This window comes from Streptomyces sp. NPDC028991, from assembly GCF_055564775.1.
In genome coordinates this window covers 23,898-48,571 of sequence record NZ_JBVHVP010000013.1, presented here as the reverse complement: position 1 = coordinate 48,571, position 24,674 = coordinate 23,898, and the positions used below count along the sequence as shown (strand labels likewise).

Genomic DNA, 24,674 nt, shown 5'->3' with positions numbered 1-24,674 from the left:
TGAGCCAGCAAGGTTTCCCGCCACAATGGTGGCGGGATCCGTCCGTGGCGAGGGGGACTTGTGGGGGAACGGGCCGAGGTGCCGCGGGGCCGGCTCTGCGACCGGCCGAGAAGAAGGTGCACCGCATGAGCCCGGTCCTGGATACGGCGTTCATACCGCCGCGGGACCGGGAGGAGGTGGTCCGGCACGCGGTGTGGGAATCCCTGGTGGCGGTCGATATCGACCACCGTCCCGCGGCTGAGGACATCTCCGTCCGCATCGGGCTCGGCGCCGTAGGGCCTCTCAGGTTCTGTTCGGCGCGGGCGTCGGCGGTCACCGTCCGTCGGACCGAGCGGCTGGCCCGGCAGGACGAGGAACCGGCCGTCTTCCTCGGCCTCCAGACGACGGGCACCAGCCTGGTGGCGCAGAACGGCCGCGAGTGCGTGCTGAAGCCCGGAGAGCTGGCCGTCTACGAGTCGATCTCTCCCTATACGCTGCTGTTCGACGAGGGCGTCGACCACCACTTCCTGCGGTTCCCCCGTGCGGCACTCGCGCTCCCCGACCGGTTGCTGCGCGAGACCAGCACGGTCCCCCTGGGCCCCGACAACCCCGTCGCACGGCTCGCCTTCACCTACTTCTCCCAACTGGCCGTGACCGACGAACTGCGCCAGGGCGCGCACGCCGACGCCGTCGTGGAACCCAGCATCGAACTCCTCCGCGCCGTCCTGACGGCCCAGTACGGCAACCTCGGCCTGGCCAAGGGCCCGATGGAGGCGACACTCAGCCTGCGGATCACTCAGTACGTCCGAACCCACCTGGCGGATCCCGATCTGTCGGCCGCGCGGATCGCCGCCGCGCACGGCATCTCCGTACGTCACCTCTACGCGGTGCTGTCCCGGTCGGGCATCAGCCTCGGAGACTGGATCCGTACACGCCGCCTGGCCGAATGCAGGCGGGAGCTGGCCGGCCCGAACGGACGGCTGCGGACCGTCGCCGCGGTAGGCCGGAGCTGGGGCTTCGTGAACGCCGCCCACTTCAGCAAAGTGTTCAAACGGACGTACGGAATCTCGCCCCGGGACTGGCGCGACCAGAACCACCCCCGGTCCTCCGCGTGAGGGCCCCGGGGGCTGCCGGACACGGACTGCCGGCTCCGGCCCCCCGGCGCGCCGGGTCAGAAGGGGCGGTCGCCCTCGATGGCGACGCGTTCGGCGACGCGGCGGTCGGTGCCGTAGTCGCCCACGGCGTAGTGCTGCGTGGCGCGGTTGTCCCAGAAGGCGACGTCACCCGGCTGCCAGCGGAAGCGCACCTGGTACTCGGGGACGTGCGCCTGCTGGAAGAGGAAGCGCAGCAGCCGGTCGCTCTCGTCCCGGTCCATACCGGTGATGTGGGTGGTGAAGGACGTGTTGACGAACAGCATGCGCCGTCCGGTCTCCGGGTGGGTGCGCACGACGGGGTGCTCCACGGGCGGGAACAGGTCCTGGTGCGGGATCAGCCGCTCGGGCCCGTAGAACCTCGCGAAGCCGGGGATGAAGTCGTGCACGGCACGGGCACCGTCGATGCGGGCCTTCACCTCCTGCGGGAGGTTGTCGTAGGCGGCCGCCATGTCCGCCCACATGGTGTCGCCGCCGAACGGGGGCACCTCGCGCAACTGGAGGACGGCGCCGAGCGCCGGCCGCTCGCGGAAGGTGACGTCGGTGTGCCAGACGTTCTCGTACGTCGGGGTGGCCCCGTCGGCCTTGTCGAAGCGGACGACGTCCTCGCTGGAGCCGGCGGCGAGCAGGGGGTTGGTCTCCAGCTCGCCCCAGTTGCCGGCGAACCGGCGCTGCCGGTCGGACGTGAGGTGCTGGGCGCGGAAGAACAGCACCTTCCACTCCAGCAGGGCGCGGTTCAACTCCTCGCGCAGTGCGGGAACGAGCGGGCGCGAGAGGTCGACGCCCCTGATCTCGGCGCCGATCGTGCGAGCCTGCGGAACGACCTCGAAGAGTTCGTAGGGCCGTTCCTCCCACCCTGCGGGCAGTCGGCGCAGGACGCGCCGGCCCTCGTACATCCCGTCCTGCGGGACGCGTGCTTCGCGCAGGCCGGTGCTCGGACTGGTGGCCGTTACGGTCATGGGAGTCCTCCCCTTGTGTGGCGGTATCGGTGGGGCCGGCCCACGGCGGCACGACAGCACCGCCGGATGGCCGGGCAAAAAAGAGGGTGATTTCCGGACTGGTCGCCGGACGGAAGACCGCTCGGCACACAACGCGGCACGCGTCGGGCCTGCGGTTCGAAGACGGCCGTTATCGGCCGGAGCGCTCACAACCGGTTCGTTCGGGCACGCGGGGACACTCCGCCGTGGTGCCGAACCGGTATGTGGTCATGGCACCGATTGTGTGATCTTCCCGCGCCCGTGTCAATGGGCTCAGACGATTTGCGGAACGAAGGGGAGCATGGCATCGCCCTCGGGCTGGACGATGCCGTAACTGCTCTCGGGCACCTTGTTCCAGACACCGGGCAGATCGCCCAGGGGTTCCGAGACGATCAGGCGGGTCTCGTCGGACGCCTCGCGCAGGAAGGGCAGGTCGGGATGGAGGGCCCGCAGGCTCTCCACGCGTGAGCTGTAGTAGAGCGACCTCGAGTCACCCTGGCTGGAGTAGCGGAAGGCCCACAGCCGTCGCCCCTCGGTCACGGCGACCGTCATCTGCAGCGGAAACTCCACGCCGTGCTCGTGACCGACCTCCTCCACCAGCCCCGCCATCCGCGCCACGGCCCCCGGAGGATCGTCCTCCAGACCGAGCGTGAGGGCCAGGAAGAACATCATCTCCGAGTCCGTGGAACCCTCGATGTCCAGGAAGAGCCGCGGATCGACGGCCAGGGCGAGGTCGCGCCGGACGCGGTGGAACTCGGCGATCGCACCGTTGTGCATCCACATCCAGCGGCCGTGGCGGAAGGGGTGGCAGTTGGTCTGCTGCACCGCGCTGCCCGTCGATGCCCGGATGTGCGCGAAGAACAGCGGTGAACGGACGTGGCTCGCGATCTCCCGCAGATTGCGGTTGCTCCACGCCGGTCCGACCTCCCGGACGATCGCGGGTGTCGTCATCTCCGGGCCGAACCAGCCGACGCCGAACCCGTCCCCGTTCGTCGTCTCGACGCCCATCCGGGCGTGCAGGCTCTGGTCGATCAGTGAGTGCTGCGGCTTGTAGAGCATGGTCTCCAGCAGCACGGGCGTCCCCGAGTAGGCGAGCCATCGGCACATCGTCTGCCGCCTCCCTGGTCCCCGCGCGCGCTGCCGTGCGGGGCGCGAACGTCAGTCGACCGGCCAGGTGTGGACCGGGGCGTTGAGATGCATGTAGTCCATGTACTGCCGGGTCATCCGGCGCAGCGCCTCGTGGCGGCCCGGATGGGCGGAGGCGTCGATGTGGTGGAACATCTCCTTCTGCCAGACCGCGCCGTTGCGCCCGGTGACGCACCGCTGCTCGATGATGCCGAGCAGCGGCTCCCGCCAGGCCGCGTCCATGCCGGAGAGCTCCAGCCCCCGGTGCGCCAGCGGCAGCAGCCGCCGCAGGACGAGTTCGGGCGCCGGCACCTCGCCCATGCCCGGCCAGTACAGCCGCGCCTCGATACCGTGCCGGGCCGCGGTGTGCAGGTTGTCCTCGGCGACCGAGAAGGACATCCGCGACCACACCGGCCGCTCCTCCTCCACCAGGGCGCGGGTGAGCCCGTAGTAGAACGCGCCGTTGGCGAGGGTGTCGGCGACGGTCGGACCGGCGGGCAGCACGCGGTTCTCCACCCGGACGTGCGGAATGTCGTTCGCCACGGCGTAGACGGGCCGGTTCCAGCGGTAGATGGTGCCGTTGTGGAGGGTGAGCTCGCCCAGTTCGGGGATGTCGCCCCGGTCCAGCGTCTCCACCGGGTCCTGCTCGTCGCACAGGGGGAGCAGCGCCGGGAAGTAGCGCAGGTTCTCCTCGAAGAGGTCGAAGACGCTGTTGATCCACCGCTCCCCGAACCACACCCGGGGCCGCACTCCCTGCGCCTTGATCTCCTGCGGCCGGGTGTCGGTGGCCTGCTCGAACAGCGGGATCCGGCTCTCGTGCCAGAGTTCCTTGCCGAGCAGGAAGGGCGAGTTGGCCGCGAGGGCAACCTGGACCCCGGCGATCGCCTGGGCCGCGTTCCAGTAGCCGGCGAACTCGTCGGGGGACACCTGGAGGTGGAACTGCGTGCTGGTGCAGGCGGCCTCCGGCATGATCGTGTCGGCGTACGTCCGCAGCCGGTCGACGCCGTCCACCGCGATGTGCAGGTCCTCGCCCCGGGCCGCGAACACCTGGTCGTTGAGTAGCCGGTAGCGGGGGTTCTCCGACAGGGCGGCCTCGCCCACGTCCGACTGGCGCAGCGTGGGCAGGGTGCCGACCATGATCAGATGTGCGCCGATCGACTTGGCGCGGTCCTCCGCGTGGTTCAGCGCGGCGCGGATCTCCGTCTCCCAGGAGTCGGGGCCGCCCGCGGTCAGCCGGCGGGGCGGGATGTTGATCTCCAGGTTGAACCGGCCCAGCTCGGTGGACCAGGCGGGGTCCGCGATCGCCTCGAGCGCGTCGCTGTTGCACATCGCCGGCTCGGCCCCGTCGTCGACCAGGTTCAGTTCGATCTCCAGCCCCACCTGGGGCCGCTCGGTCTCGAACCGTGACTCGCGCAGCATCTGCGCGAAGGCCTCGAGGCACTCCTGCATCTTGATCCGGTACCGGCGGCGGTCCTCGCGGGTGAAGACCAGCGCCGGGACGTCCCGTCCCATCGGCCCTCCCGGATTGCCTCGCTCGGACAGCTCTCCACCCCAGCGTCGCACCACCTGGCGCCTCTCACCAGGCGGGACGGGAGGGGGCCCACCGCACTGTGTGCGGTGGGCCCCCGTCGGTTCAGGTCCTCGTGCGGCCGATCAGTCCTTAAAGCTTGCCGGACTCCCGCACCGTGATCTTCGCGGAGGTGCGGCCGGACGGGGAGGAGCCGTAGGTCTCGATCTTGTCGACCACGTCCGTGCCCTCGACGACCTTGCCGAAGACGACGTGCTTGCCGTCCAGCCAGGGGGTGGGGACGGTGGTGACGAAGAACTGCGAGCCGTTGGTGTTCGGACCCGCGTTCGCCATGGAGAGCAGGTAGGGCTCGGTGTGCTTCAGCTGGAAGTTCTCGTCCGCGAACTTCTCGCCGTAGATGCTCTTGCCGCCGGTGCCGTCGCCCCGGGTGAAGTCACCGCCCTGGAGCATGAACTGCGGGATCACGCGGTGGAACGGGGAGCCCGCGTAGCCGAAGCCGTGCTCGCCGGTGGCCAGCTCGATGAAGTTCTTGGCGGTCTTGGGGGTGACGTCCTCGAAGAGTTCGAAGACGATGCGGCCCGCATCCTGGCCGTCGATGTCGATGTCGAAGTAAATCTTGGAATTGCTCATCGCACCATTGTGACGTGCGAGTGCCGGTGATGCCGAACCGGCTGCCACTTCAGGGCGTGGCGAGCAGTTCCAGGGTGTCGATCACGCGGTTCGAGAAGCCCCACTCGTTGTCGTACCAGGCGACGACCTTGACGTGGCGGCCGTCGACGCGGGTCAGGGCCGAGTCGAAGACCGACGAGGCCGGGTTGCCGGTGATGTCGGAGGAGACCAGAGGATCGTCGGAGTACTCCAGCACTCCGGCGAGCGGCCCCTCGGCGGCGGTGCGGTAGGCCGCCAGCACGTCCTCACGCGTCACGTCACGGGCGACGGTCGTGTTCAGCTCGACGATCGACCCCACCGGGACCGGCACCCGGATCGAGTCGCCCGACAGCTTGCCGTCCAGGTTCGGCAGCACGAGGCCGATGGCCTTGGCGGCGCCCGTCGTGGTCGGCACGATGTTGACCCCGGCGGCGCGGGCGCGGCGCGGGTCGCGGTGCGGGCCGTCCTGGAGGTTCTGCTCCTGGGTGTAGGCGTGCACCGTCGTCATGAAGCCGTGCTCGATGCCGGCCAGTTCGTCGAGCACCGCGGCCAGCGGCGCGAGCGCGTTGGTGGTGCAGGACGCGTTCGAGACGATCGTGTGGGCGGCCGGGTCGTACGCCTCGGTGTTCACGCCGTACGCGAGGGTGACGTCGGCACCGTCCGACGGCGCGCTGACCAGGACTTTCCTCGCGCCCGCGGTGAGGTGGGCACGGGCGGCGTCCGCCGAGGTGAAGCGCCCGGTCGCCTCCAGCACGAGGTCGACGCCGAGCTCGGTCCACGGCAGCCGCGCCGGCTCGCGCTCGGCGAGCACCCGGATCCGGTGCCCGTCGACGACGAGGGTGTCCCCCTCGACGGTCACCGGGCGGCCGAGCCGGCCGGCCGTCGAGTCGAAGGCCAGCAGCCGTGCGAGGGCGGCGGGCTCCGTGAGGTCGTTCACGGCGACGACCTCCAGCTTGCCGTCACGTTCGAGCAGGGCGCGCAGCACATTGCGTCCGATGCGGCCGAAGCCGTTGATGCCGATGCGAGTCATGAGTGGTGTCCCTTCGGTTCGCCGTGCGGTGCGCCACCAGGCTCTCGCGCGGCGTCCGCCCGCGGGAGCGGCGTGAGTGCCACGGTTCGCAAGGATCGCGCCAGGGGCATGCGGCGGCGCCGGACAGGCCCTAATCGCCCTGGGCGAAGGTGCGCCGGTACTCGCTCGGTGTGGTGCCGAGGATGCGCTGGAAGTGCAGCCGCAGATTCGCACCGGTGCCGAGACCGACGTCGGCGGCGATCTGCTCGACGCTGCGCTCCGAACGTTCGAGCAGCTCACGGGCCATGTCGATGCGGGCGCGCATGACCCACTGCATCGGTGTGTACCCCGTGTCGTCGACGAAGCGCCGTGAGAAGGTGCGCGCCGACACCGCCGCGTGCCGGGCGAGGGCCTCGAGAGTGAGCGTCTCGCCGAGCCGGCGCAGCGCCCACTCACGGGTGGCGGCGAACCGCTCGCCCAGCGGCTCGGGCACGCTGCGCGGCACGTATTGAGCCTGACCGCCGCTGCGGTAGGGGGCGGCGACGAGGCGACGGGCGGCGTGGTTCGAGGCGGCCACCCCGAGGTCGCCGCGCAGGATGTGCAGGCACAGGTCGATGCCCGAGGCGGCGCCGGCCGACGTCAGCACACTGCCCTCGTCCACGAAGAGCACGTTCTCGTCGACCCGCACGAGAGGGTGTTTGGCCGCGAGCGCCCGCGTGTAGTGCCAGTGCGTCGTGGCACGTCTGCCGTCGAGCAGGCCCGTGGCGGCGAGCGCGAAGGCACCCGTGGAGATGGCGGCGAGCCGCGCCCCCCGTCCGTGGGCCGCCGTCAGTGCGTCGACGACGGCCCGCGGCGGGTCGTCGAGGTCGGGGGACCGGTAACCGGGCAGGAAGACCACGTCGGCCCACGCCAGCGCGTCGAGGCCGTGGGCGACGTGGTACGACAGGCCGTCACCGCCGGTCACGAGACCGGTCGCCGCGCCGCACATCCGCACCTCGTACGGCATGCTCGCGCGCGTCGTGAAGACCTGCGCCGGGATGCCCACGTCGAGCGGTTTCGCACCCTCGAGCACAAGGACGGCGACGCGGCGCAGGCGGGAGGACGGCACGGGGCCAGCGTACGTGGGGAGCGGAGGGTCAGCGCAGCCCCAGTGCGCTCATGGTGTGCTCGGCCATGCGCCGCTCCCCGAGGGCGTTGGGGTGGACGGGGACGAGGCTGTGCCCGAAGAGGAGCGGTTCGATCCACCGGGTGCCGGGAGCCTCGCAGGCGTCGTGGCCCTCGGAGACCCGGGAGAAGTCGACATACGTGGCACCGGTCTCCTCGGCGGCCCGCTCGACGGCGACGTTGAGGCGCGCCTGGATCCCCCGGAGGTAGGGCACGTCACCGGCGGCGATCGGCAGCTTCGCGAAGCAGGACGGATCGGCGGTGGCCGGCGTGATCCACGGGTAACCCAGGGCCACGACCCGGGCGTTGGGCGCCTTGGCGCGGACGGTGCGCAGCGCGGCCTTGAGCGCGGGGTAGGTGCTGGTGTCGATCTGGTCCTCGAAGGACGTCCCGTGTCTGTCCTTGCAGGGGCTGCCCTTCCCGCCGCTGAGGACACCCGCGGAGCCGCAGGCCGTGATGGCGTTGACGAAGGTGTTGTTGTCGTTGCCGCCGATGGTCAGCGTGACCAGGTCCGTGCCGGCGCCGAGCGCGTCCGCCTGGGGAGCGACGCCCGGGTACTGCGGCTGCGTGAAGTGGGCGGTCTGTGCGGCGCCGCAGGTGACGTCCTTGAGGCGGGCGCCCGTGGCGGCGGCGATGACGTGCGGATAGTTCGCCGTGGAGCGCAGGCAGAGCAGGTTGGTGGGATCGACGGGCAGGACGCCCGAGCCGGCGCTGTAGCTGTCGCCGAGGGCGACGTAGTCCAGGGAGGGGGTGGTGTGCGCGGTGGCGTCGGTGAGACCGAGGGCCAGCGTGCCGGCGAGGGCTGCTGACGCGGTCATGACACGACGAAGGGCGTGCTTCGGCATGTGGGGTCTCTTCTCGGGGCGTGGGCGCGGGAGTTGCGCGGGTGTGCGACCGCTGGTTACCGATCGGTTCTACTTTTAAGTAATGTGCACGCGACCTGACTTTGAGTCAACGTTGTTGACGGAACTTCTTGCAGCGGACCTTCGAGGGTCGATCGATTCTCGATCGATTCCGATTGAAGGGCGGGGCTCGCCCAGGTGGTCCGAGACACCACGGTTCCCGACGTCCGCGGCCCGATCGGCGCGGGCGGTGTTCCTCCGCGAAAGGCGTTTGCCCATCGCCGAAGCGTGTGGTGAGGATATGCCGGCAAGGCAGGAACACCACCGTCGCAGACCTGTCCCTGCCCCCTGACCTCCGGAGGAACGCCGTGCCCGACCTCGCACCCGAGGTGCGCCCCGCGACCCACGACGACGTGCCCGCCGCCGTACGGACGCTGGCCCGCGCCTTCGCGGACTACCCGTTCACCCGGCACGTGGTCGCCGCCGACGATCACCAGGAGCGGGTGCGCCGCTTCCAGGAACTGTTCCTGACGCGGGTCGCCATGGCGTACGGACGTGCCTGGGTCACCGACGACTGCCGTGCCGTCGCCGCCTGGACGACCCCGGAGCGGGATCCGGGGCCCGCCTTCGCCGAGGCCGGTCCCCGAGTCGCCGAGCTGGCGGGCGACCGGGCGGCGGCCTTGGAGTCGGCCGAGCGCGCCCTGGCGCCGCACCGCCCGTCTGGCCCGGTGTGGTTCCTCGCCACCGTGGGGGTGGACCCGCGTACCCAGGGTTCCGGTCTGGGCACCGCCGTTCTCCGGCCCGGCCTGGAGGCGGCCGAACGCGCGGGTACCCCCGCCTTCCTGGAGACCTCGGACGCGGCCAACGTACGGTTCTACGAACGCCTCGGATTCGAGGTGACCGCGGAGGTGAGCCTGCCGGACGGCGGCCCGCCGACCTGGTGCATGCTCCGGGAGCCCGGACGCTGACTGGCGGGGCGGGTGACTCCCGCCGCGAGAGCACTCGCCGCGCCGGCTCCCGGGACGGCTGTCGGTGCCCGTGGCCATGCCCGCCCGGCCCCGTCCGTACCGCCCGCGCCCGGAGCCGATGCCGTCGTCCCGGCCGAGAGCTACCTGGCCGGCGCCGTCCACCGCACGGGAGACGGCCGCACCGGAGGACTCAGCGGCGGCCGGGGGAAAGGGACCCGGGCTGTTCTAAAGTGACTACCGTCAGTTCAGCCGACAGGGACCTGTGAGGTACTCACCAGCCATGCCGACCGAAACGTTTGAGTTCCAGGTAGAGGCGCGTCAGCTCCTGCAGTTGATGATTCACTCCGTCTACTCGAACAAGGATGTCTTCCTGCGCGAGCTCGTCTCCAACGCCTCCGACGCACTGGACAAACTGCGCCTGGCCGCCCTGCGGGACGACACTGGCGGCGTCGACGTGACCGACCTCCACATCGAGCTCGACGTCGACAAGGAGGCCCGTACCCTCACCGTGCGGGACAACGGCATCGGGATGTCGTACGACGAGGTCACGCGCCTCATCGGCACCATCGCCAACTCGGGCACGGCCAAGTTCCTCGAGGAGTTGCGCGAGGCCAAGGACGCCGCCGGGGCCGACGGGCTCATCGGGCAGTTCGGCGTCGGCTTCTACTCGGCCTTCATGGTGGCCGACGAGGTCACTCTGGTGACCCGGCGTGCCGGTGAGACCGAGGGGACCCGCTGGACGTCCCGCGGCGAGGGCACGTACACCCTGGAGACGGTCGCCGACGCGCCGCAGGGGACGTCCGTCACCCTCCACCTCAAGCCGGCGGACGCCGAGAACCAGCTCCACGACTACACCTCCGAGTGGAAGCTCAAGGAGATCGTCAAGCGGTACTCGGACTTCATCACCTGGCCGATCCGCCTGCTGCCGGAGCCGGCCGAGGACGGCGCCGAAGCGCGCGAGGCCGAGACGCTCAACTCGATGAAGGCACTGTGGGCCCGCCCGCGCGACGAAGTGTCCGACGACGAGTACCACGAGCTGTACAAGCACATCAGCCACGACTGGCGCGAGCCGCTGGAGACGATCCGGCTGCAGGCCGAGGGGACCTTCGAGTACCAGGCCCTGCTCTTCGTGCCCTCGCACGCCCCGCACGACCTGTTCACCCAGGGGTATCAGCGCGGCGTACAGCTCTATGTGAAGCGTGTCTTCATCATGGACGACTGCGAGGAACTGCTGTCGCCCTACCTCCGCTTCGTCAAGGGCGTCGTCGACGCGCAGGACCTCTCGCTCAACGTCTCCCGCGAGATCCTCCAGCAGGACCGCCACATCCGCATGATCCAGCGCCGCCTGACGAAGAAGGTCCTGGCCACGCTCAAGGACCTGATGACGTCCGGGCCGGACCGCTACGCCACCTTCTGGCGGGAGTTCGGAGCCGTCCTGAAGGAAGGACTGGTGACCGACTCCGAGAACCGGGAAGCGATCCTCGCCGCCTGCTCGTTCGCCAGCACGCACGACGCAGACGAGCCGACCACGCTGAAGAGTTACGTGGAGCGGATGAAGGACGGCCAGGACGACATCTACTTCATGACGGGCGAGTCCCGGCAGGCCATCGAGGACTCTCCGCACATGGAGGCGTTCCGGGCCAAGGGCGTCGAGGTGCTGCTGCTGACCGACGCCGTGGACGAGGTCTGGGTCGACGCGGTGGGCGAGTACGAGGGCAAGCGGCTGCGCTCGGTGGCCAAGGGCGAGATCGACCTCGGTGGAACGGAGGAGGACGGCAAGAGCGCCGCCGAGAAGGAGGCGCAGAGCGAGGAGTACGCCGGGCTGCTCGGCTGGATGACGGAGCATCTGGGCGAGGACGTCAAGGAGGTGCGCCTCTCCTCCCGCCTCACGGTCTCCCCGGCCTGTGTCGTCTCCGACGCCGACGAACTCACACCCGCGCTGGAGAGCATGTACCGGGCGATGGGTCAGGAGGTCCCGCACGCCAAGCGGATCCTCGAACTCAACCCGGAGCATCAGCTGGTGAAGTCCTTGAACCGGGTCCACACGGGGCAGCAGGACCGGACGGAGCTGACCGAGGCCGCCGAACTGCTGTACGCCCTGGCGGTACTCGGCGAGGGAGGCAAACCGAAGGAGCCGGCCCGGTTCGTGAAGCTGGTGGCGGACCGGCTGGAGCGCACCCTGTAGCCGCTCCGGCCGGTGGGGGGCCTCGTCGTGCACCACCACGAATCGTGGCGTCCGTGAAACGGAACGGGGGCCGGCGCCCACTGGCCCTAGCGGGCGCGCCGGTCCGTGGTGGTGACACGGGCGATGGCCTCCAGGGTGAGGTCACGGCCGTGGGGCTCGCGGGCCAGCGCCCGGTGCAGGGTCAGGCCTTCGATGAGGGCGTCGAGCTGGCGGGCCGTGTCCGGGTCGAAGTGCTTCTCCAGGTGGACGCGGCTGCGGCGCATCCACTCGTGCGTGAGTTCCCGGTAGGCCGGCTGCCGCGCGGCTAGGGTGTACAGCTCCTGGGTGAGCACCAGGTCCCGCCGGCTCCCCTCGGACAGGTCGTGCACGAGGTCGGCCACCGCGGCCCGGGCCTGGTCGCGGTCGGCCGCTGCGCCGAGGCGGGCGTCGAACACGTCGACGATGTGATCGGTGAAACGGCCGAAGGCCTCCCGCAGCAGTTCCTCCATGCCGCCGAAGTGGTACGTCATCGATCCCAGGGGGACCCCGGCGCGCGTGGCGATCTTCCGGTGGGAGACGCGCGCGATCCCCTCCTCGGCGATCAGGTCGAGCGTCGCGGCGATGATGCGTTCACGCCGCCGCGGATCCGTGTGTCCGGTTGCCATGGGAGCGGGCTCACACCTTCCGCACCGGCCGGGCGGGGTTGCCGACGGCCACGACGTTCGGGGGCACGTCCTTCGTGACGACCGCTCCGGCACCGATGACGGAGTTGTCGCCGATGGTCACGCCGGGCAGGACGATGGCGCCCCCGCCCAGCCAGACGTTGTCGCCGATGGTGATGGGCCGGGCCGCCTCCAGCTTGTCGCGCCGGGGCCCGGCCTCCAGGGGATGCGTGGGCGTGAGCAACTGGACGCCCGGCCCGATCTGGCAGTCTTCCCCGATGGTGATCGCCGCGACGTCCAGCGCGGTCAGGTTGTAGTTGACGAAGGTGCGCGCGCCGATCGTGATGTTGCCGCCGTAGTCGACGTACAGCGGTGGCCGCACATGCGCCTCGGCGCCCAGGGAGCCGAGGAGTTCGGCGAGGATCGGCTGCGCGGCCGCCGCGTCCTGCGTGTAGACGGCCTGGTAACGGGCGGCCAGCCGCACGGCCTGTTGCTGTCTGCGGGCGATCTCCGGATCGTCGGCGATGTAGAGGTCGCCCGCCTCCATGCGTTCGAGGTTCGTGCGGGGGTCCTGCGCGAAGTGGTCCGTCGGCATGCGCTCGATCGTACCCCCTGGGGCGTACGAACGTACACTCGCCGTCGGCACGCCACTCGGAGGAACCCCCGGCCGAAGCCCTCCCTCAGCGGCGGCGGGGCTGGAGCACCCCGGCGCACAGGAGGACGAGAAGCCCCGCGACCGGCACCACCAGCAGCCCCACCCGCAGGCTCGTCGCATCGGCGACCAGTCCCACGGCCGGCGGGGAGAGCAGGAAACCCAGCCGCATGAGCCAGGAGACGATGGTCAGCCCGGACCCGGGCTTCAGGCCGGGCAACTCGTCGGCCTCGTGCATGGCGGCCGGAACCAGGGTCGCCACTCCGAACCCGGCCGCGGCGAACCCGAGGACCGTCCCGGGCACCGTCGGCACGGCCAGCGCCAGCCCCATACCCGCCGCGGCGACGAGAGCTCCGGAGCGGGCCACCGCGCGCTGGCCGAAGCGGTCCACGAGCCGGTCACCGATCAGCCGGCCGACGAACTGCGCCCCGACCAGGGCGACATAGCCGGAGGCGGCCAGCGCCACCGACGCGTGCAGCGAGTCGGAGAGGTAGAGGGCGGCCCAGGAACTGCCCGCGTCCTCGACGAGTGTGCCGGCCGTGGCGATGAGCACCAGCGCGGCGAGTACGTATCCGGTACGCGGTCCCGGCGCCGTGCGCCTGGTCTCCCGCGGCGCGCGCCCCTCGGCGCCGGGTTCCACGTCCGGCTCGGTCTCCGGGCCCGGGAGGCGGAACCGCAGGGCGACGCACGCCGCGATCCCGAACACCGCGGCCGACAACAGCAGGTGCCCGCCGCGCGGGACACCCAGGGCCATCGCGGCGGCGGCCATGGACCCGCCGGTGACCGCGCCGATCGACCAGATGGCGTGGAAGGAGTTGATGATGGAGCGTCCGTAACGGCGCTGCACCCGCAGGCCGTGGGCGTTCTGTGCGACATCGGTGAACGCGTCCGCCGCTCCGGCCAGGAGCAGGGCGGCCGCGAACAGCACCACCGAGTCCGCCAGGCCGGCGGCGAGAATCCCCACCCCGGTCAGCAGCGTGCCGCCGACCGCCACCCGCGCCGAGCCGAAGCGGCGGACGAGTATCCCGGCGCCGAGCCCGGCCGCGATGGCACCGGCCGGGAACGCCGCCACGGCCAGACCGTAGGCGGTGTTGCCGATGCCGAGGTCCGATTTGATCTGCGGGTACCTCGGCAGGAGGTTGGCGAACAGGGCCCCGTTGGTGAAGAACAGCACGGCAACGGCCACGCGAGCCCGCCGGTCGGCCAGGGCGGGCCGGTGCAGTACGTCGACAGTCATGCGCGGGAGCCTACAGGCGTAAGCGTACGAACGTACACTCTGGATAACCGGTGTACCGACGGCCCCGTCGGCGCGATCATGGGGAGCGAGTGACCACAACCCCCCGAGGAGCCCCCCGACATGCCGGTGCCCGCAGACCCCACGGTGCTCCATCCGATGCCCGGACAGCCGAGGGTGGTGCTCCTCAAGCCGCTGGTGACCTCCCCGCTGATCGAGGTGGGGGAGTACTCCTACTACGACGACCCGGACGACGCGACGGCGTTCGAGACGCGCAACGTGCTCTACCACTACGGGCCGGAGCGGCTCGTCATCGGCAGGTTCTGCGCCCTGGGGACGGGCACGCGGTTCATCATGAACGGCGCCAACCACCGTATGGACGGCCCCTCGACCTTCCCGTTCCCCACCATGGGCGGATCCTGGTCCGAACACTTCGACCTGCTCACCGGCCTGCCCAACCGGGGCGACACGGTCGTCGGGAACGACGTCTGGTTCGGTCACGGAGCGACGGTCCTGCCCGGCGTACGGATCGGCCACGGGGCGATCATCGGCGCGGGCTCCGTCGTCACCCGGGACGTGCCCGACTACGGCATCGTCGGTGGCAACCCCGCCCGGCTCATCCGCACCCGCCACAGCGACGAGGATGTCGCCCGGCTGCTCGCGGTGGCCTGGTGGGACTGGCCGGCGGACCTCGTCACCGAACACGTGCGGACCATCATGTCGGGCACCGTCGCCGACCTCGAAGCGGTGGCCCCGCCTCGTTAAACTGGCGCCCGTCGTACCGCACAGCGCACTGAGGAGACCGGATGCCGGCACGCGACCCGTCCGTCTCCGGCGATGCGACCGGGGCGCCGTCCTCGCCGCCGGTCCGGCAGGTGCTGTCCGACAGTGTCTACGAGGACGTCAAGGCCATGGTCATGGACCATGAGATCGCCCCCGGTGCCCGCGTCGGCATCGAGGCACTGGCCCGCACGCTCGACGTCTCACCGACCCCCGTGCGCGAGGCCCTGGCCCGGCTGGAGTCGGACGGCCTGGTCGTCAAGCGCTCCCTGTCCGGGTATCGGGCCACCGAGTTGCTGACCCGGCAGGGGGTGGAGGAACTCTTCGAGATGCGGCTGCTCCTCGAACCGCGTGCCGCCGCCCTGGCCGCCCGCCACGCCGAAGAGTCCCAGCTCGACGCCGTCGAGGCGATCCTGGAGGACATGCAGGCCCACCCCGGCCCCGCCGGACCGTACGCGGCCTACCGGGATTTCGCCGCCCTGGACCAGCGTTTCCACGACACGGTCGCCGCGGCCGCCCACCGGCCCCTGCTCGCGGACGCGGTGCGGCGGCTCCATTCCCATCTGCACATCTTCCGCCTCAGCAGCCTCCAGAGCGAGGGTGCCCCGACCCTCGCCGAGCACGAGCGCGTGGTCCGCGCGATCCTGCGGCGCAGTGCCGAACGCGCCGCCGAGGCGATGGCGGACCACCTCACCCGCAGCCTGGAGCGCCGCCTCAGCCGCCTCGGCCCCGGCTGACGCCGCGCCGGTCACCCGCCGTGGACGCCGGTGCGGGTCATCCGGTAGACGCGCCGGGCGGTGCCCGCGAACACCTCGTCCCGCTCGGGCCCGCCGAGCGAGGCGGTCAACTCCCGGGCGGCGGCCAGGACGTCGCCGTAGCGGGCGGCGAGGGTGCTCACCGGCCAGTCGGAGCCGAACATGAGCCTGCCGGGGCCGAAGGCGTCGAGCACCGTGTCGGCGTACGGTCCGAGGTCGCCGACCGTCCACGACCGCGGGTCGGCCTCGGTGACCATGCCGGAGAGCTTGCACACCGTGTTCGGCAGGGCGGCCAGCGCGCGCACCCGGCCGGCCCAGGGCTCCCGTCGGCCGGATGAGATCGGCGGCTTGCCCAGGTGGTCGAGGGCGAAGGTGAGTTCGGGGAGAGCAGCTGCCGCCCTGGTCGCCGACGGCAGCTGGTGCGGAAGGATCACGAGGTCGTGGACGAGTCCGGCCGCCGCGACGGCGCGAAGCCCGCGCAGCACCTCGGGCCGGGCCAGCCAGTCCGGGTCGGGCTCCGCCTGGACCTGGTGCCGGATGCCGCGCAGGAACCCGCCGCCGGGCAGCGAGCGCAGCCGCGCCAGCTCGTCGGCCACCCCGGGCGACGTCAGGTCGGTCCATCCGACGACCGCGCCGACCACGTCGCTGTCCGCGGCCAGGGCCAGCAGCTCGGGTGTCTCCTCGGGCACGGTGACCGTCTGCACGAGCACCGACGCCGCCACCCCGGCCTCGCGGACCTCGGCCTCGAACTCCGCGAGGAGGAACGAGCGGCGAAGCGGGGCGAGTTCCGGCCCGGTGATCCACTCCTGGTCGCGTACGCCGAGGTCCCAGACGTGATGGTGGGCGTCGACGACGCTCATGGCCCTCCCCTGACCGGCACCGGTACCTCACCCGGCAACAGGTCCAGCGCCCGCAGGCTCTCCCACACCGCGTCGGGGAAGGGCCGGTGGAACCGCGCGGCCGCGTCCCGGACCTGGGCGGCCGACCGCGCCCCGACGAGGACGGAGGCGACCGCCGGATGTCCGAAGGGGAAGCGCAGCGCGGCCGCGCGCAACGGCACTCCGTGTGACTCGACGACGTCGCGCATCCGCACGGCACGGCGCAGCAGGTCCGCGGGAGCCGCCCGGTAGTCGTAGGTGGCACCCGGCGACGGATCCGCCAGCAGCCCGGAGTTGAACACACCACCGATGATCACGCTCTTGCCGGCCGCCGCCGCTGCGGGCAGCAGTCTCTCAAGGGCGCCTTGTTCGAGGAGGGTGTAGCGTCCCGCGCAGAGCACGGCGTCGACATCCGTGTCCGTCAGGAAGCGCGTCAGCATCCGGGTCTGGTTCATCCCCGCGCCGATCGCCCGGACGACCCCCTGCGACCGCAGCTCCTCCAGCGCCGGATAGGCCTCCCGGAACGCCTGCTCCCCGTGGTCGTCCGGATCGTGCAGCAGCACGAGGTCGACGCGGTCGAGCCCGAGCCGGGTGAGGCTGTCCTCCAGCGAGCGGCGTACGCCGTCGGCGCTGAAGTCCCACCGCCGCCGGTGGGTGGCCGGTACGGCGAAACCGTGTGCCAGGTCGTCGCCACCGCCGTCGTGCGGGACGAGTACCCGTCCCACCTTGGTGGACAGGGTGAAGTCGTCGCGGGGCCTGGTCCTGAGGGCCTCGCCCAGTCTGCGTTCCGACCGGCCGAGGCCGTAGTGCGGGGCGGTGTCGAAGTAGCGGACGCCCGCTTCCCAGGCGGCGTCCACGGCGGCCGCCGCCTCCTCCTCGCCCACGTCCTCGTAGAGACCGGCGACGGCCGCGGCGCCGAAGCCGAGGGCGGTCACGGAGACGTCGCCGCGGCCGAGAGTGCGGCTCGGCAGCGCTGCGGCGGCACCGCTTCCGTCCGGCCGCGTCACCGTCCCTCCGGCCGCAGCCGCAGGCCCTGCATCCCGCCGTCCACGGCGAGCGCGGTGCCCGTGACCGAAGCGGCGGCCGGGCTCGCCAGGTACACGATGGCAGCGGCGACCTCCTCGGCGGTGACCAGCCGGCCCATGGGCTGCCGGGCGTCCAGCGCCGCCCGCTCGGCGACGGGGTCGGCCGCCCGGTCGAGGAGGCGGCCGATCCAAGGAGTGTCCGCCGTACCGGGGTTGACGCAGTTGACGCGGATGCCCTCCCGGACGTGGTCGGCGGCCATGGCCAGGGTCAGGGACAGGACCGCGCCCTTGCTCGCGCCGTACAGGGCGCGCTGCGGGAGTCCCGCCGTGGCCGCGATCGAGCAGGTGTTGACGACGGCGGCGTGCGCGGAGGCCCGCAGGTGGGGGAGGGCCGCGCGAGTGGTGCGGACCATGCCGAGGACGTTCACGTCGAGGACCCGGTGCCACTCGGCGTCGTCGTTGTCCTCGACCGTTCCCACCGCTCCGATGCCGGCGTTGTTGACCAGGATGTCGATGCCCCCGAGGTGCTCGGCGGCGGCGGTGACGGCGAACCGCACGGAGGCGTCGTCGGACACGTCCGCGAGGTAGCCGCGCAGGGGTTTCCCGTCCGCCGACGGGTCGGGTCCGAGCGGGTCGGTGTCCAGTACGGCGACGTCGGCGCCGCGGGCTGCCAGCAGGCCGGCGGTGGCCCTGCCGATGCCGGACGCGCCGCCGGTCACCAGGGCTTTGAGGCCGGACAGTTCGCTCATGGGTTCATCCTCTTCTGCCGGCCGGCCGGGTCGGCGGCGTCGGTGACCCAGAAGGAGCCGTCCGGATATCGGTAGGCCGCGATCGACGCGTCGTGCATCTCCGCGGAGAAGCCGGGTGCCGCGGGAGCCACGTAGCGCCCGTTCGCGAGGGTCACGGGGTCCTTGAAGTGCTCGTGCAGATGATCCACGTACTCGATCACGCGGTCCTCGGTCGTCCCGGTCAGGGCGACGAAGTCGAACATCGACAGATGGCGCACCAGCTCGCACAGGCCGACGCCGCCGGCGTGTGGGCAGACCGGGACGCCGTGCTTGGCGGCGAGCAGCAGGATCGCCAGGTTCTCGTTGACGCCGCCCACCCGTGCCGCGTCGATCTGCAGCACGTCGATCGCCTCGGCCTGCAGAAGCTGCTTGAAGACGATGCGGTTCTGGACGTGCTCACCGGTGGCGACCTTGATCGGGGCGACGCCCTTGCGCACCGTCGCGTGCCCGAGGATGTCGTCGGGGCTGGTCGGCTCCTCGATCCAGTACGGGGCGTATCCGGCCAACGCGTTGGTCCATTCCACGGCCTCGGCGACGTTCCAGCGCTGGTTCGCGTCGACGGCGATCCGGACGTCGGGGCCGACGGCCGCGCGCGCCGTGCGCATCCTGCGGACGTCGTCGGCGAGATCGGCCCCGACCTTCAGCTTGATCTGGGTGAAGCCGTCCGCGACCGCCTGCTCGGCGAGCCGGACCAGCTTCGCGTCGGAGTAGCCGAGCCAGCCGGGAGAGGTGGTGTACGCCGGGTATCCGGTCGCCAGGAGCCGGGCCTCGCGCCCGTCGGCGCCGTCCTTGCCCTCGCGGAGCAGGGTCACGGCCTCCTCCCGGGTGAGAGCGTCCTCGATGTAGCGGAAGTCCACCTGGTCCGCGAGCCATTCCGGCTCCGCGTCGGAGAGGAACTTCCACACGGGCTTGCCCGCACGCTTGGCCGCCAGGTCCCACACCGCGTTGACGACGGCGCCGATCGCCATGTGCATCACGCCCTTCTCCGGGCCGAGCCAGCGCAACTGGCTGTCGCCGACCAGGACCCGGCCGAGCGATCCGGGATCGGCGCACACCGCTTCGACGGGCAGGCCCACGACGTGGTCGCGCAGCGCCGCGATCGCCGCGACCTGCACGTCGTTGCCCCGCCCGATGGTGAAGGCGAACGCGTGCCCCTCCAGTCCGTCGCCCGCGTCGGTCCGCAGGACCACGTACGCGGCGGAGTAGTCGGGGTCGGGGTTCATCGCGTCGGAGCCGTCGAGCTCGCGCGAGGTCGGGAAACGGATGTCGATCACGTCGACGTAAGCGATGCGCGCCGCGGCCATGGTCGCTTCCCAACTGGAATCAACTGGAATCAAATAGGATCCTGCCGTCCTGATGGTGTGGCAGATTCGATCACCTCGTCAAGACGCGCACCGCAACCGACTTGGTTGCGTCGCGCTCGCTCCCTGCGTGACGGGGCGGCATATCCCATAGGATTTACCCAGCATCGCGAGCGAGCCGCAATCCGCGCCAGGGCTCACTCGAGGAGCTCCGCGACCAGGGTGGCGAACTCGTCAGGGGTGGCCAGGCGCACGCCGAGCTGTTCGGCCCGCGGGTAGGCGGCGGCGTCCACGACCCCTGCTGCCGAAGTCGTCATGGGCGGTGTCTTGCCCCCCCCCGCCACTGACTATGGGCCCGGTCACGCGGACCCGCCGCACGGTGAGACGACACCGCCGCGCGGGAATGGCTGGAAGAGGCGCTTCGTTGACACCTGTCATGCCCGACTCTTCCACACGGCCCCCGGCGTCCCGTATGCCGCTCGCCGTCTACATCCTCGGCCTGTCCGTATTCGCCCTCGGCACGAGCGAGTTCATGCTCTCCGGGCTGCTGCCGCCCATCGCCGACGACATGGACGTGTCGATCCCCCGGGCCGGGCTGCTGATATCGGCGTTCGCGATCGGGATGGTGGTCGGCGCGCCCCTGCTCGCGGTCGCGACCCTGCGGCTGCCACGGAAGATCACGCTGGTCGCGCTGATCTCGGTGTTCGGCCTCGGCCAGGTCGCGGGCGCGCTGGCGACGACGTACGAGATCCTGTTCGTCTCGCGCGTGGTGAGCGCTCTGGCCTGTGCCGGATTCTGGGCGGTGGGCGCTGCCGTCGCCATCGCCATGGTGCCGAAGACCTCACGCGCCCGGGCGATGGCCGTGATGATCGGCGGACTGTCGATCGCCAACGTCCTCGGCGTCCCGGTGGGCGCCTTCCTCGGCGAGCACCTGGGCTGGCGGTCCGCGTTCTGGGCCGTCGGCGCGGCGTCCGCCGTCGCGCTCGTGGGTGTGGTGACCCTGATCCCGCACATCCCCCTGCCCGAGCGGCGTCCTCGGCTGAAGGGCGAACTGGCGATCTACCGAGACCGTCAGGTGTGGCTGTCCATCGTGGTGACCGCACTCGCCGCCGGGGGTGTGTTCTGCGCCTTCTCGTATCTCGCGCCGCTGCTCACCGACGTGGCCGGGCTGGCGGACGGCTGGGTGCCGACCGTGCTGGCCCTGTTCGGCGTCGGCGCGCTGATCGGCACGACGATCGGTGGCCGGGTCGCCGACGCGCACCTGTTCGGCGTGCTGCTCTCCGGCATCACCGCCTCGACCGTGCTGCTGGCCGCGCTGGCGCTGTTCGCGTCGAGCCCCGTGGTCGTGATCGCCCTTTCCCTGCTCCTCGGCGTCTCCGCCTTCTACACGGCACCGGCGCTCAACGCCCGCATGTTCAACGTCGCCGGCGCGGCACCCACCCTCGCGGGCGCGACGACGACCGCCGCGTTCAACCTCGGCAACACCGGCGGCCCCTGGCTCGGCGGCACGGTGATCGACGCGGGCCTCGGCTACGCCGCCACCGCTTGGGCGGGCGCCGCGATGACCCTGCTCGCGATCGCCTTCGCCGCCGTCTCGTTGCGGCTGCACAGCCGGTCGCGCATCGTGATGGGGAGCATGGCCGCCGAGTCCGTGGGCGCGGAGCGGACCCAGCGGGTGTGACGCCTGCCGGAGTGCGGAAACATCACTTATGATCATCGGCAAGGCGGGGTCGTAGCACAGAGGCAGTGCGCCGCGACAGCATCTCGGAGGACGCCGGTTCGGTCCGGCCGCCCCGCCCCTTCTCCGCACCCGGGCACTCCGGTTCTCCGCACCCGGGCGCTCCGGTCGGGTGGGCTCGACGCGCGGGGCTCCTCGGCCGGCCGGACCGCGGCGTTCAGTCGTCGGACGGGACACCCGTCGCCGGATTCGAAGGGACGGTCGGCGTGCTCCGCGCGGCGTCGGCGCAACGGCGCGCCAGGCGGGCGAAGGCCTCCTCGAGCGCGAGCGGGCCGACCACCTCGATCTCGGTGTCGAAGACGCCGATGGCGGCGGCGAGGGCCGGCCACGACCAGGAACCGAGGCTGAGCCGGCAGCGGTCCGGGCCGAGTTCCTCGACGGTGCCGTCGAGGGCGTGGGGGGACACGGCGGCGGCGGGCAGGTGGAGGACGACCTCGCCGCGGCAGGGCCATTCGGGAGAGTGGGCGGAACCGCGGAACCTGCCGGTCAGGAAGGCGGCGACATCTCCTCCGGGCAGTTCACGCGGCGTGAAGCGGGGCCCGGTGGGGGTGCGCGGGGTGATCCGGTCGGCGCGGAAGACGCGCCAGTCGTCCCGCTCGAGGTCCCAGGCGACGAGATACCAGCGCCCGCCGTGGGCGACGAGGTGATGGGGCTGAACCCGGCGGGGCGGCGGCACCGTGTCCTCGCCCGTGTCCGCCGGGTGCGGCGGGGCGTAGTCGAAGCGCACGACCTCGTGCGCGCGGACGGCGGCGCTCAGGGCCATCAGGACGCCGCCGGCGGCCCTGGTCGCGGACCGCGCGACGGCGGTCACCTGGAGGGCGTCGATCCGATGGCGCAGGTGGGCGGGCATGACCTGGCGGAGGGTGGTCAGCGCGCGTGCCGCGCCGTCCTCGATACCGGCGCCGGAGGTGGTGGCCGTCCGCAGTGCGACCGCCAGGGCCACGGCCTGTTCGTCGTCGAACAGCAGCGGCGGCAAGCGGGTGCCGGAGTCGAGCCGGTATCCGCCGTCGGGCCCGCCGTCGGGCCCCTTGGCGGCCACGACGGGATAGCCGAGTTCGCGAAGCCGGTCGACGTCTCGGCGCAGGGTGCGGGCGCTGACGTCCAGCCGCTCGGCCAGCACGGCTCCGGGCCAGTCGCGGCGCGCCTGGAGCAGCGAGAGCAGCGACAGCAGTCGTGCTGAGGTCTTCTGCATGCCGCCCATGCTGCCCGAAGAAGCGGCCACGACCTGACCGCTACCTGCGCCAACGTGAGAACCGCGGGGCCGGTCCGGCCCCGCGGCCGGCCGCTCCCGCACGGGCTGTCCGGCTGCCGTCAGAGGCGAGGAGCCCATCGTGTCCGTCAAAGCCGTGACCCACCTGAACTTCCGCGGAGACGCCCGCGAGGCGCTCACGTTCTACCAGTCCGTGTTCGGCGGGGACCTGGCCGTGGTGACGTACAAGGACGCCGGAAACGTCCAGGACCCCTCCGAGGCCGACCAGGTGACCTGGGGCCAGGTATCCGCCGACGGCGGTCTGTGCGTGATGGCCTACGACGTCCCCTCGCGCATGCCGTGGAACCCGGGCAAGAACGCCTTCTTCGTCTCGGTCCGCGGGGACGGGACCGAGGAGATCACCGCGTACTGGGAGAAGCTGTCCGACGGCGCGACCGTCCTGCAGCCGCTGGCGGCCGCGCAGTGGGCGCCGCTCTACGGGATGCTCCGGGACCGGTTCGGCGTCACGTGGGTCCTGGACGTCGTGGGCGAGTAGCGAGTAGCGAGTAACGAGTAGCGAGCGGCAAGTACGGCCCGCGCCGAGGGCCGCCGGCCGGGTGGCGGACACCCGTCACCCGGCCGGCGGCGGACGCCCGGCCACCAGCACACCAGCCGCAGAGCACCGGCACAGACCACCTCCGCGCGCACAGGCCGCGGACCGCGGCGCGCGGACCGCGGCGGCTCGCGGATCACGGATCATCGTCCGCGGAACACCGGCCACCGGCCACCGGCCACAACCCGAACGAAGGCAGGACCCACAGTGAGTCGCCACCACACCCGCCCCTCCCGGACCCGTCACCCCGCCCCGCGGCTCGGCTCCGAGGCCTCGGTCCGATGACCGTGCTCGATGCCCGGGCGCTCAACCGCGCCACCCTGGCCAGGCAGTTGCTGCTCGACCGTGCCGACCTCCCGGTCCTCGACGCGGTCGCGCACCTCGGCGGCGTCCAGGCCCAGGAGCCCCAGGAACCGTTCGTGGGGCTCTGGTCGCGGCTGCGTGCCTTCGATCCGTCCGCCCTCTCGGGACTGCTGACGGGGCGGCGCGTGGTGCGTACCCATCTCATGCGCCGAACCGTCCATCTCGTCACCGCCGACGACGCCCTGGCCTGGCGGGCCCGACACGACGGGATGCTGCGCCAGCGGGTCCTCGGCACCTACCGCCGCGAACTCGAAGGAGTGGACCTCGACGAACTCGCCGCGGCGGGCCGGGCGGTCATGGCCGACGGCGAGCCCCGCTCGATGAGCGCGCTGGCGCGGGTGCTCGCCGATCGCTGGCCGGCACCGGGAGCGCGGGCACTGGGCGAAGTGCTGGTCGCCGCACTGATCCCCATGGTGCAGGTGCCGCCACGCGGGCTGTGGCGCACCAGGGCGGGCGTGCGCAACGCCCCGCTCTCCTCCTGGCTGGGCCGCGAGATCGACCCGCCGGCCCCGGACGGCTCCGACCCGGTCGGCGAAGCCCTGGTACGGCGCTACCTCGCGGCATTCGGACCCGCCGCCTCGGCGGACCTGCGTGCCTGGTGCGGCCTCGCCGGACTGCCCGCCGCGATCACCGCCGTACGGGGGGAACTGGTCGCCTTCCGCGACGAACGAGGCAGGGAACTGCTGGACCTCCCCGACGCGCCGCGTCCCGACCCCGGCAGCCCCGCCCCGGTGCGATTCCTGCCGGCGTTCGACAACGCGATCCTCGGCTACCACGACCGGAGCCGGATCATCGACGACGCCCACCGGGGTCTGTCGGTCGCGGGCGCTCGCGTCGTCCTGGTCGACGGCCGGGTCGCCGCGACCTGGAGCGTCGAGGCCGACACGGTGACCGTCACTCCGCTGCGCCGCCTCTCCCGGGCCGACCGGACCGCCGTCGCCGAGGAGGGGCGGGCGCTGGCGTCCCTCCTCTCCGACCGGGACAGCGACAGGGTCCGCGTCCTCGCGTCGCCCCGCTGAGCGGCGGTACCGGCTACGTCCGCCGCCAGGGCCGGCAACCCCACAGGGAACACGGAAAACGTCCCCCACCACCCTCCCCCCCTCCACCATCAAAGGCAACGCCGCTGACCGCCTTTTCCCAA

At 71.8% G+C, this 24,674-nt stretch carries 23 protein-coding genes and 1 tRNA gene; 9 read left to right on the top strand and 15 right to left on the bottom strand.

The features are described 5' to 3' along the window. Positions 1-125: 125 nt before the first annotated feature. Complete coding sequence (locus ACZ4V1_RS23855; protein ID WP_468339353.1) at positions 126-1,094, top strand: AraC-like ligand-binding domain-containing protein; 969 nt, start codon at positions 126-128, stop codon at positions 1,092-1,094. Positions 1,095-1,150: 56 nt separating this feature from the next. Here ACZ4V1_RS23855 and ACZ4V1_RS23850 read toward each other — a convergent pair whose 3' ends face one another. The 7 genes from ACZ4V1_RS23850 to ACZ4V1_RS23820 form a co-directional block, all read right to left on the bottom strand. Continuing rightward, complete coding sequence (locus ACZ4V1_RS23850; RefSeq protein ID WP_468339351.1) at positions 1,151-2,089, bottom strand: TauD/TfdA dioxygenase family protein; 939 nt, start codon at positions 2,087-2,089, stop codon at positions 1,151-1,153. 291 nt (positions 2,090-2,380) lie between these two features. Then, the gene (locus tag ACZ4V1_RS23845; protein ID WP_468339349.1) at positions 2,381-3,214 is read right to left on the bottom strand and encodes a class II glutamine amidotransferase; all 834 of its coding nucleotides are present in this window, start codon (positions 3,212-3,214) and stop codon (positions 2,381-2,383) included. Positions 3,215-3,265: 51 nt separating this feature from the next. Next, a complete protein-coding gene (locus tag ACZ4V1_RS23840; RefSeq protein ID WP_468339347.1) occupies positions 3,266-4,744 on the bottom strand; it encodes a glutamate-cysteine ligase family protein in 1,479 nt (492 codons plus the stop codon). Positions 4,745-4,892: 148 nt separating this feature from the next. Continuing rightward, complete coding sequence (locus ACZ4V1_RS23835; RefSeq protein ID WP_468339345.1) at positions 4,893-5,390, bottom strand: peptidylprolyl isomerase; 498 nt, start codon at positions 5,388-5,390, stop codon at positions 4,893-4,895. Between the two features lie 49 nt (positions 5,391-5,439). Beyond that, positions 5,440-6,438 (bottom strand): type I glyceraldehyde-3-phosphate dehydrogenase, encoded by a 999-nt coding sequence (gene gap, locus ACZ4V1_RS23830; RefSeq protein ID WP_468339343.1) that lies wholly within the window; start codon positions 6,436-6,438, stop codon positions 5,440-5,442. A gap of 130 nt (positions 6,439-6,568) precedes the next feature. Continuing rightward, complete coding sequence (locus tag ACZ4V1_RS23825) at positions 6,569-7,525, bottom strand: GlxA family transcriptional regulator (protein WP_468339341.1); 957 nt, start codon at positions 7,523-7,525, stop codon at positions 6,569-6,571. 28 nt (positions 7,526-7,553) lie between these two features. Then, complete coding sequence (locus ACZ4V1_RS23820; protein ID WP_468339339.1) at positions 7,554-8,426, bottom strand: SGNH/GDSL hydrolase family protein; 873 nt, start codon at positions 8,424-8,426, stop codon at positions 7,554-7,556. Between the two features lie 365 nt (positions 8,427-8,791). Between ACZ4V1_RS23820 and ACZ4V1_RS23815 the strand changes: the two genes are divergently transcribed. Together ACZ4V1_RS23815 and htpG are read left to right on the top strand one after the other, a co-directional pair. Next, positions 8,792-9,391, top strand: a complete 600-nt coding sequence (locus tag ACZ4V1_RS23815; protein WP_468339337.1) for a GNAT family N-acetyltransferase — start codon at positions 8,792-8,794, stop codon at positions 9,389-9,391. 280 nt (positions 9,392-9,671) lie between these two features. Further along, positions 9,672-11,576 carry a molecular chaperone HtpG gene (gene htpG, locus ACZ4V1_RS23810; protein ID WP_468339335.1) on the top strand — a complete coding sequence of 635 codons (1,905 nt, stop codon included), beginning with the start codon at positions 9,672-9,674 and terminating at the stop codon, positions 11,574-11,576. 86 nt (positions 11,577-11,662) lie between these two features. On the opposite strand, the gene ACZ4V1_RS23805 is transcribed toward htpG, so the two are convergent. From ACZ4V1_RS23805 to ACZ4V1_RS23795, 3 genes are all read right to left on the bottom strand, one after another. Then, a complete protein-coding gene (locus ACZ4V1_RS23805; RefSeq protein WP_468339333.1) occupies positions 11,663-12,220 on the bottom strand; it encodes a TetR/AcrR family transcriptional regulator in 558 nt (185 codons plus the stop codon). Positions 12,221-12,230: 10 nt separating this feature from the next. Further along, on the bottom strand, positions 12,231-12,812 hold the full coding sequence (locus ACZ4V1_RS23800; protein WP_468339331.1) for a sugar O-acetyltransferase: 582 nt from the start codon (positions 12,810-12,812) through the stop codon (positions 12,231-12,233). An 85-nt stretch (positions 12,813-12,897) separates the two neighbouring features. After that, complete coding sequence (locus ACZ4V1_RS23795) at positions 12,898-14,106, bottom strand: MFS transporter (RefSeq protein ID WP_468339329.1); 1,209 nt, start codon at positions 14,104-14,106, stop codon at positions 12,898-12,900. A 120-nt stretch (positions 14,107-14,226) separates the two neighbouring features. On the opposite strand from ACZ4V1_RS23795, the gene ACZ4V1_RS23790 reads away from it, so the two are divergent. Beyond that, positions 14,227-14,868 carry a CatB-related O-acetyltransferase gene (locus tag ACZ4V1_RS23790; RefSeq protein WP_468339327.1) on the top strand — a complete coding sequence of 214 codons (642 nt, stop codon included), beginning with the start codon at positions 14,227-14,229 and terminating at the stop codon, positions 14,866-14,868. Between the two features lie 41 nt (positions 14,869-14,909). Then, entirely contained in the window at positions 14,910-15,620 is a 711-nt protein-coding gene (locus ACZ4V1_RS23785; RefSeq protein WP_468339325.1) for a GntR family transcriptional regulator, read from the top strand. An 11-nt stretch (positions 15,621-15,631) separates the two neighbouring features. On the opposite strand, the gene ACZ4V1_RS23780 is transcribed toward ACZ4V1_RS23785, so the two are convergent. The 4 genes from ACZ4V1_RS23780 to ACZ4V1_RS23765 are packed head-to-tail and all read right to left on the bottom strand — an operon-like array spanning position 15,632 to position 19,633. Continuing rightward, positions 15,632-16,498, bottom strand: a complete 867-nt coding sequence (locus tag ACZ4V1_RS23780; protein WP_468339323.1) for an amidohydrolase family protein — start codon at positions 16,496-16,498, stop codon at positions 15,632-15,634. Beyond that, complete coding sequence (locus tag ACZ4V1_RS23775) at positions 16,495-17,487, bottom strand: aldo/keto reductase (RefSeq protein ID WP_468339662.1); 993 nt, start codon at positions 17,485-17,487, stop codon at positions 16,495-16,497. The genes ACZ4V1_RS23780 and ACZ4V1_RS23775 overlap by 4 nt, the downstream gene beginning before the upstream one ends. Positions 17,488-17,519: 32 nt before the next feature. Next, positions 17,520-18,290, bottom strand: coding sequence for an SDR family NAD(P)-dependent oxidoreductase (locus ACZ4V1_RS23770; protein ID WP_468339321.1), 771 nt, complete (start codon positions 18,288-18,290; stop codon positions 17,520-17,522). Then, entirely contained in the window at positions 18,287-19,633 is a 1,347-nt protein-coding gene (locus ACZ4V1_RS23765; RefSeq protein WP_468339319.1) for an enolase C-terminal domain-like protein, read from the bottom strand. Before ACZ4V1_RS23765 ends, ACZ4V1_RS23770 begins: the two co-directional genes overlap by 4 nt. A 469-nt stretch (positions 19,634-20,102) precedes the next feature. Between ACZ4V1_RS23765 and ACZ4V1_RS23760 the strand changes: the two genes are divergently transcribed. Continuing rightward, positions 20,103-21,311 carry a Cmx/CmrA family chloramphenicol efflux MFS transporter gene (locus ACZ4V1_RS23760; RefSeq protein ID WP_468339660.1) on the top strand — a complete coding sequence of 403 codons (1,209 nt, stop codon included), beginning with the start codon at positions 20,103-20,105 and terminating at the stop codon, positions 21,309-21,311. Positions 21,312-21,354: 43 nt separating this feature from the next. Next, a tRNA-Leu gene (locus ACZ4V1_RS23755) sits at positions 21,355-21,428 on the top strand. 97 nt (positions 21,429-21,525) lie between these two features. On the opposite strand, the gene ACZ4V1_RS23750 is transcribed toward ACZ4V1_RS23755, so the two are convergent. Next, positions 21,526-22,560 carry a helix-turn-helix transcriptional regulator gene (locus tag ACZ4V1_RS23750; RefSeq protein WP_468339317.1) on the bottom strand — a complete coding sequence of 345 codons (1,035 nt, stop codon included), beginning with the start codon at positions 22,558-22,560 and terminating at the stop codon, positions 21,526-21,528. A 139-nt stretch (positions 22,561-22,699) separates the two neighbouring features. Between ACZ4V1_RS23750 and ACZ4V1_RS23745 the strand changes: the two genes are divergently transcribed. Beyond that, positions 22,700-23,113, top strand: coding sequence for a VOC family protein (locus ACZ4V1_RS23745; RefSeq protein WP_468339315.1), 414 nt, complete (start codon positions 22,700-22,702; stop codon positions 23,111-23,113). A gap of 338 nt (positions 23,114-23,451) precedes the next feature. Next, on the top strand, positions 23,452-24,552 hold the full coding sequence (locus ACZ4V1_RS23740) for a winged helix DNA-binding domain-containing protein (protein ID WP_468339313.1): 1,101 nt from the start codon (positions 23,452-23,454) through the stop codon (positions 24,550-24,552). The last annotated feature ends 122 nt before the right edge of the window (positions 24,553-24,674 follow it).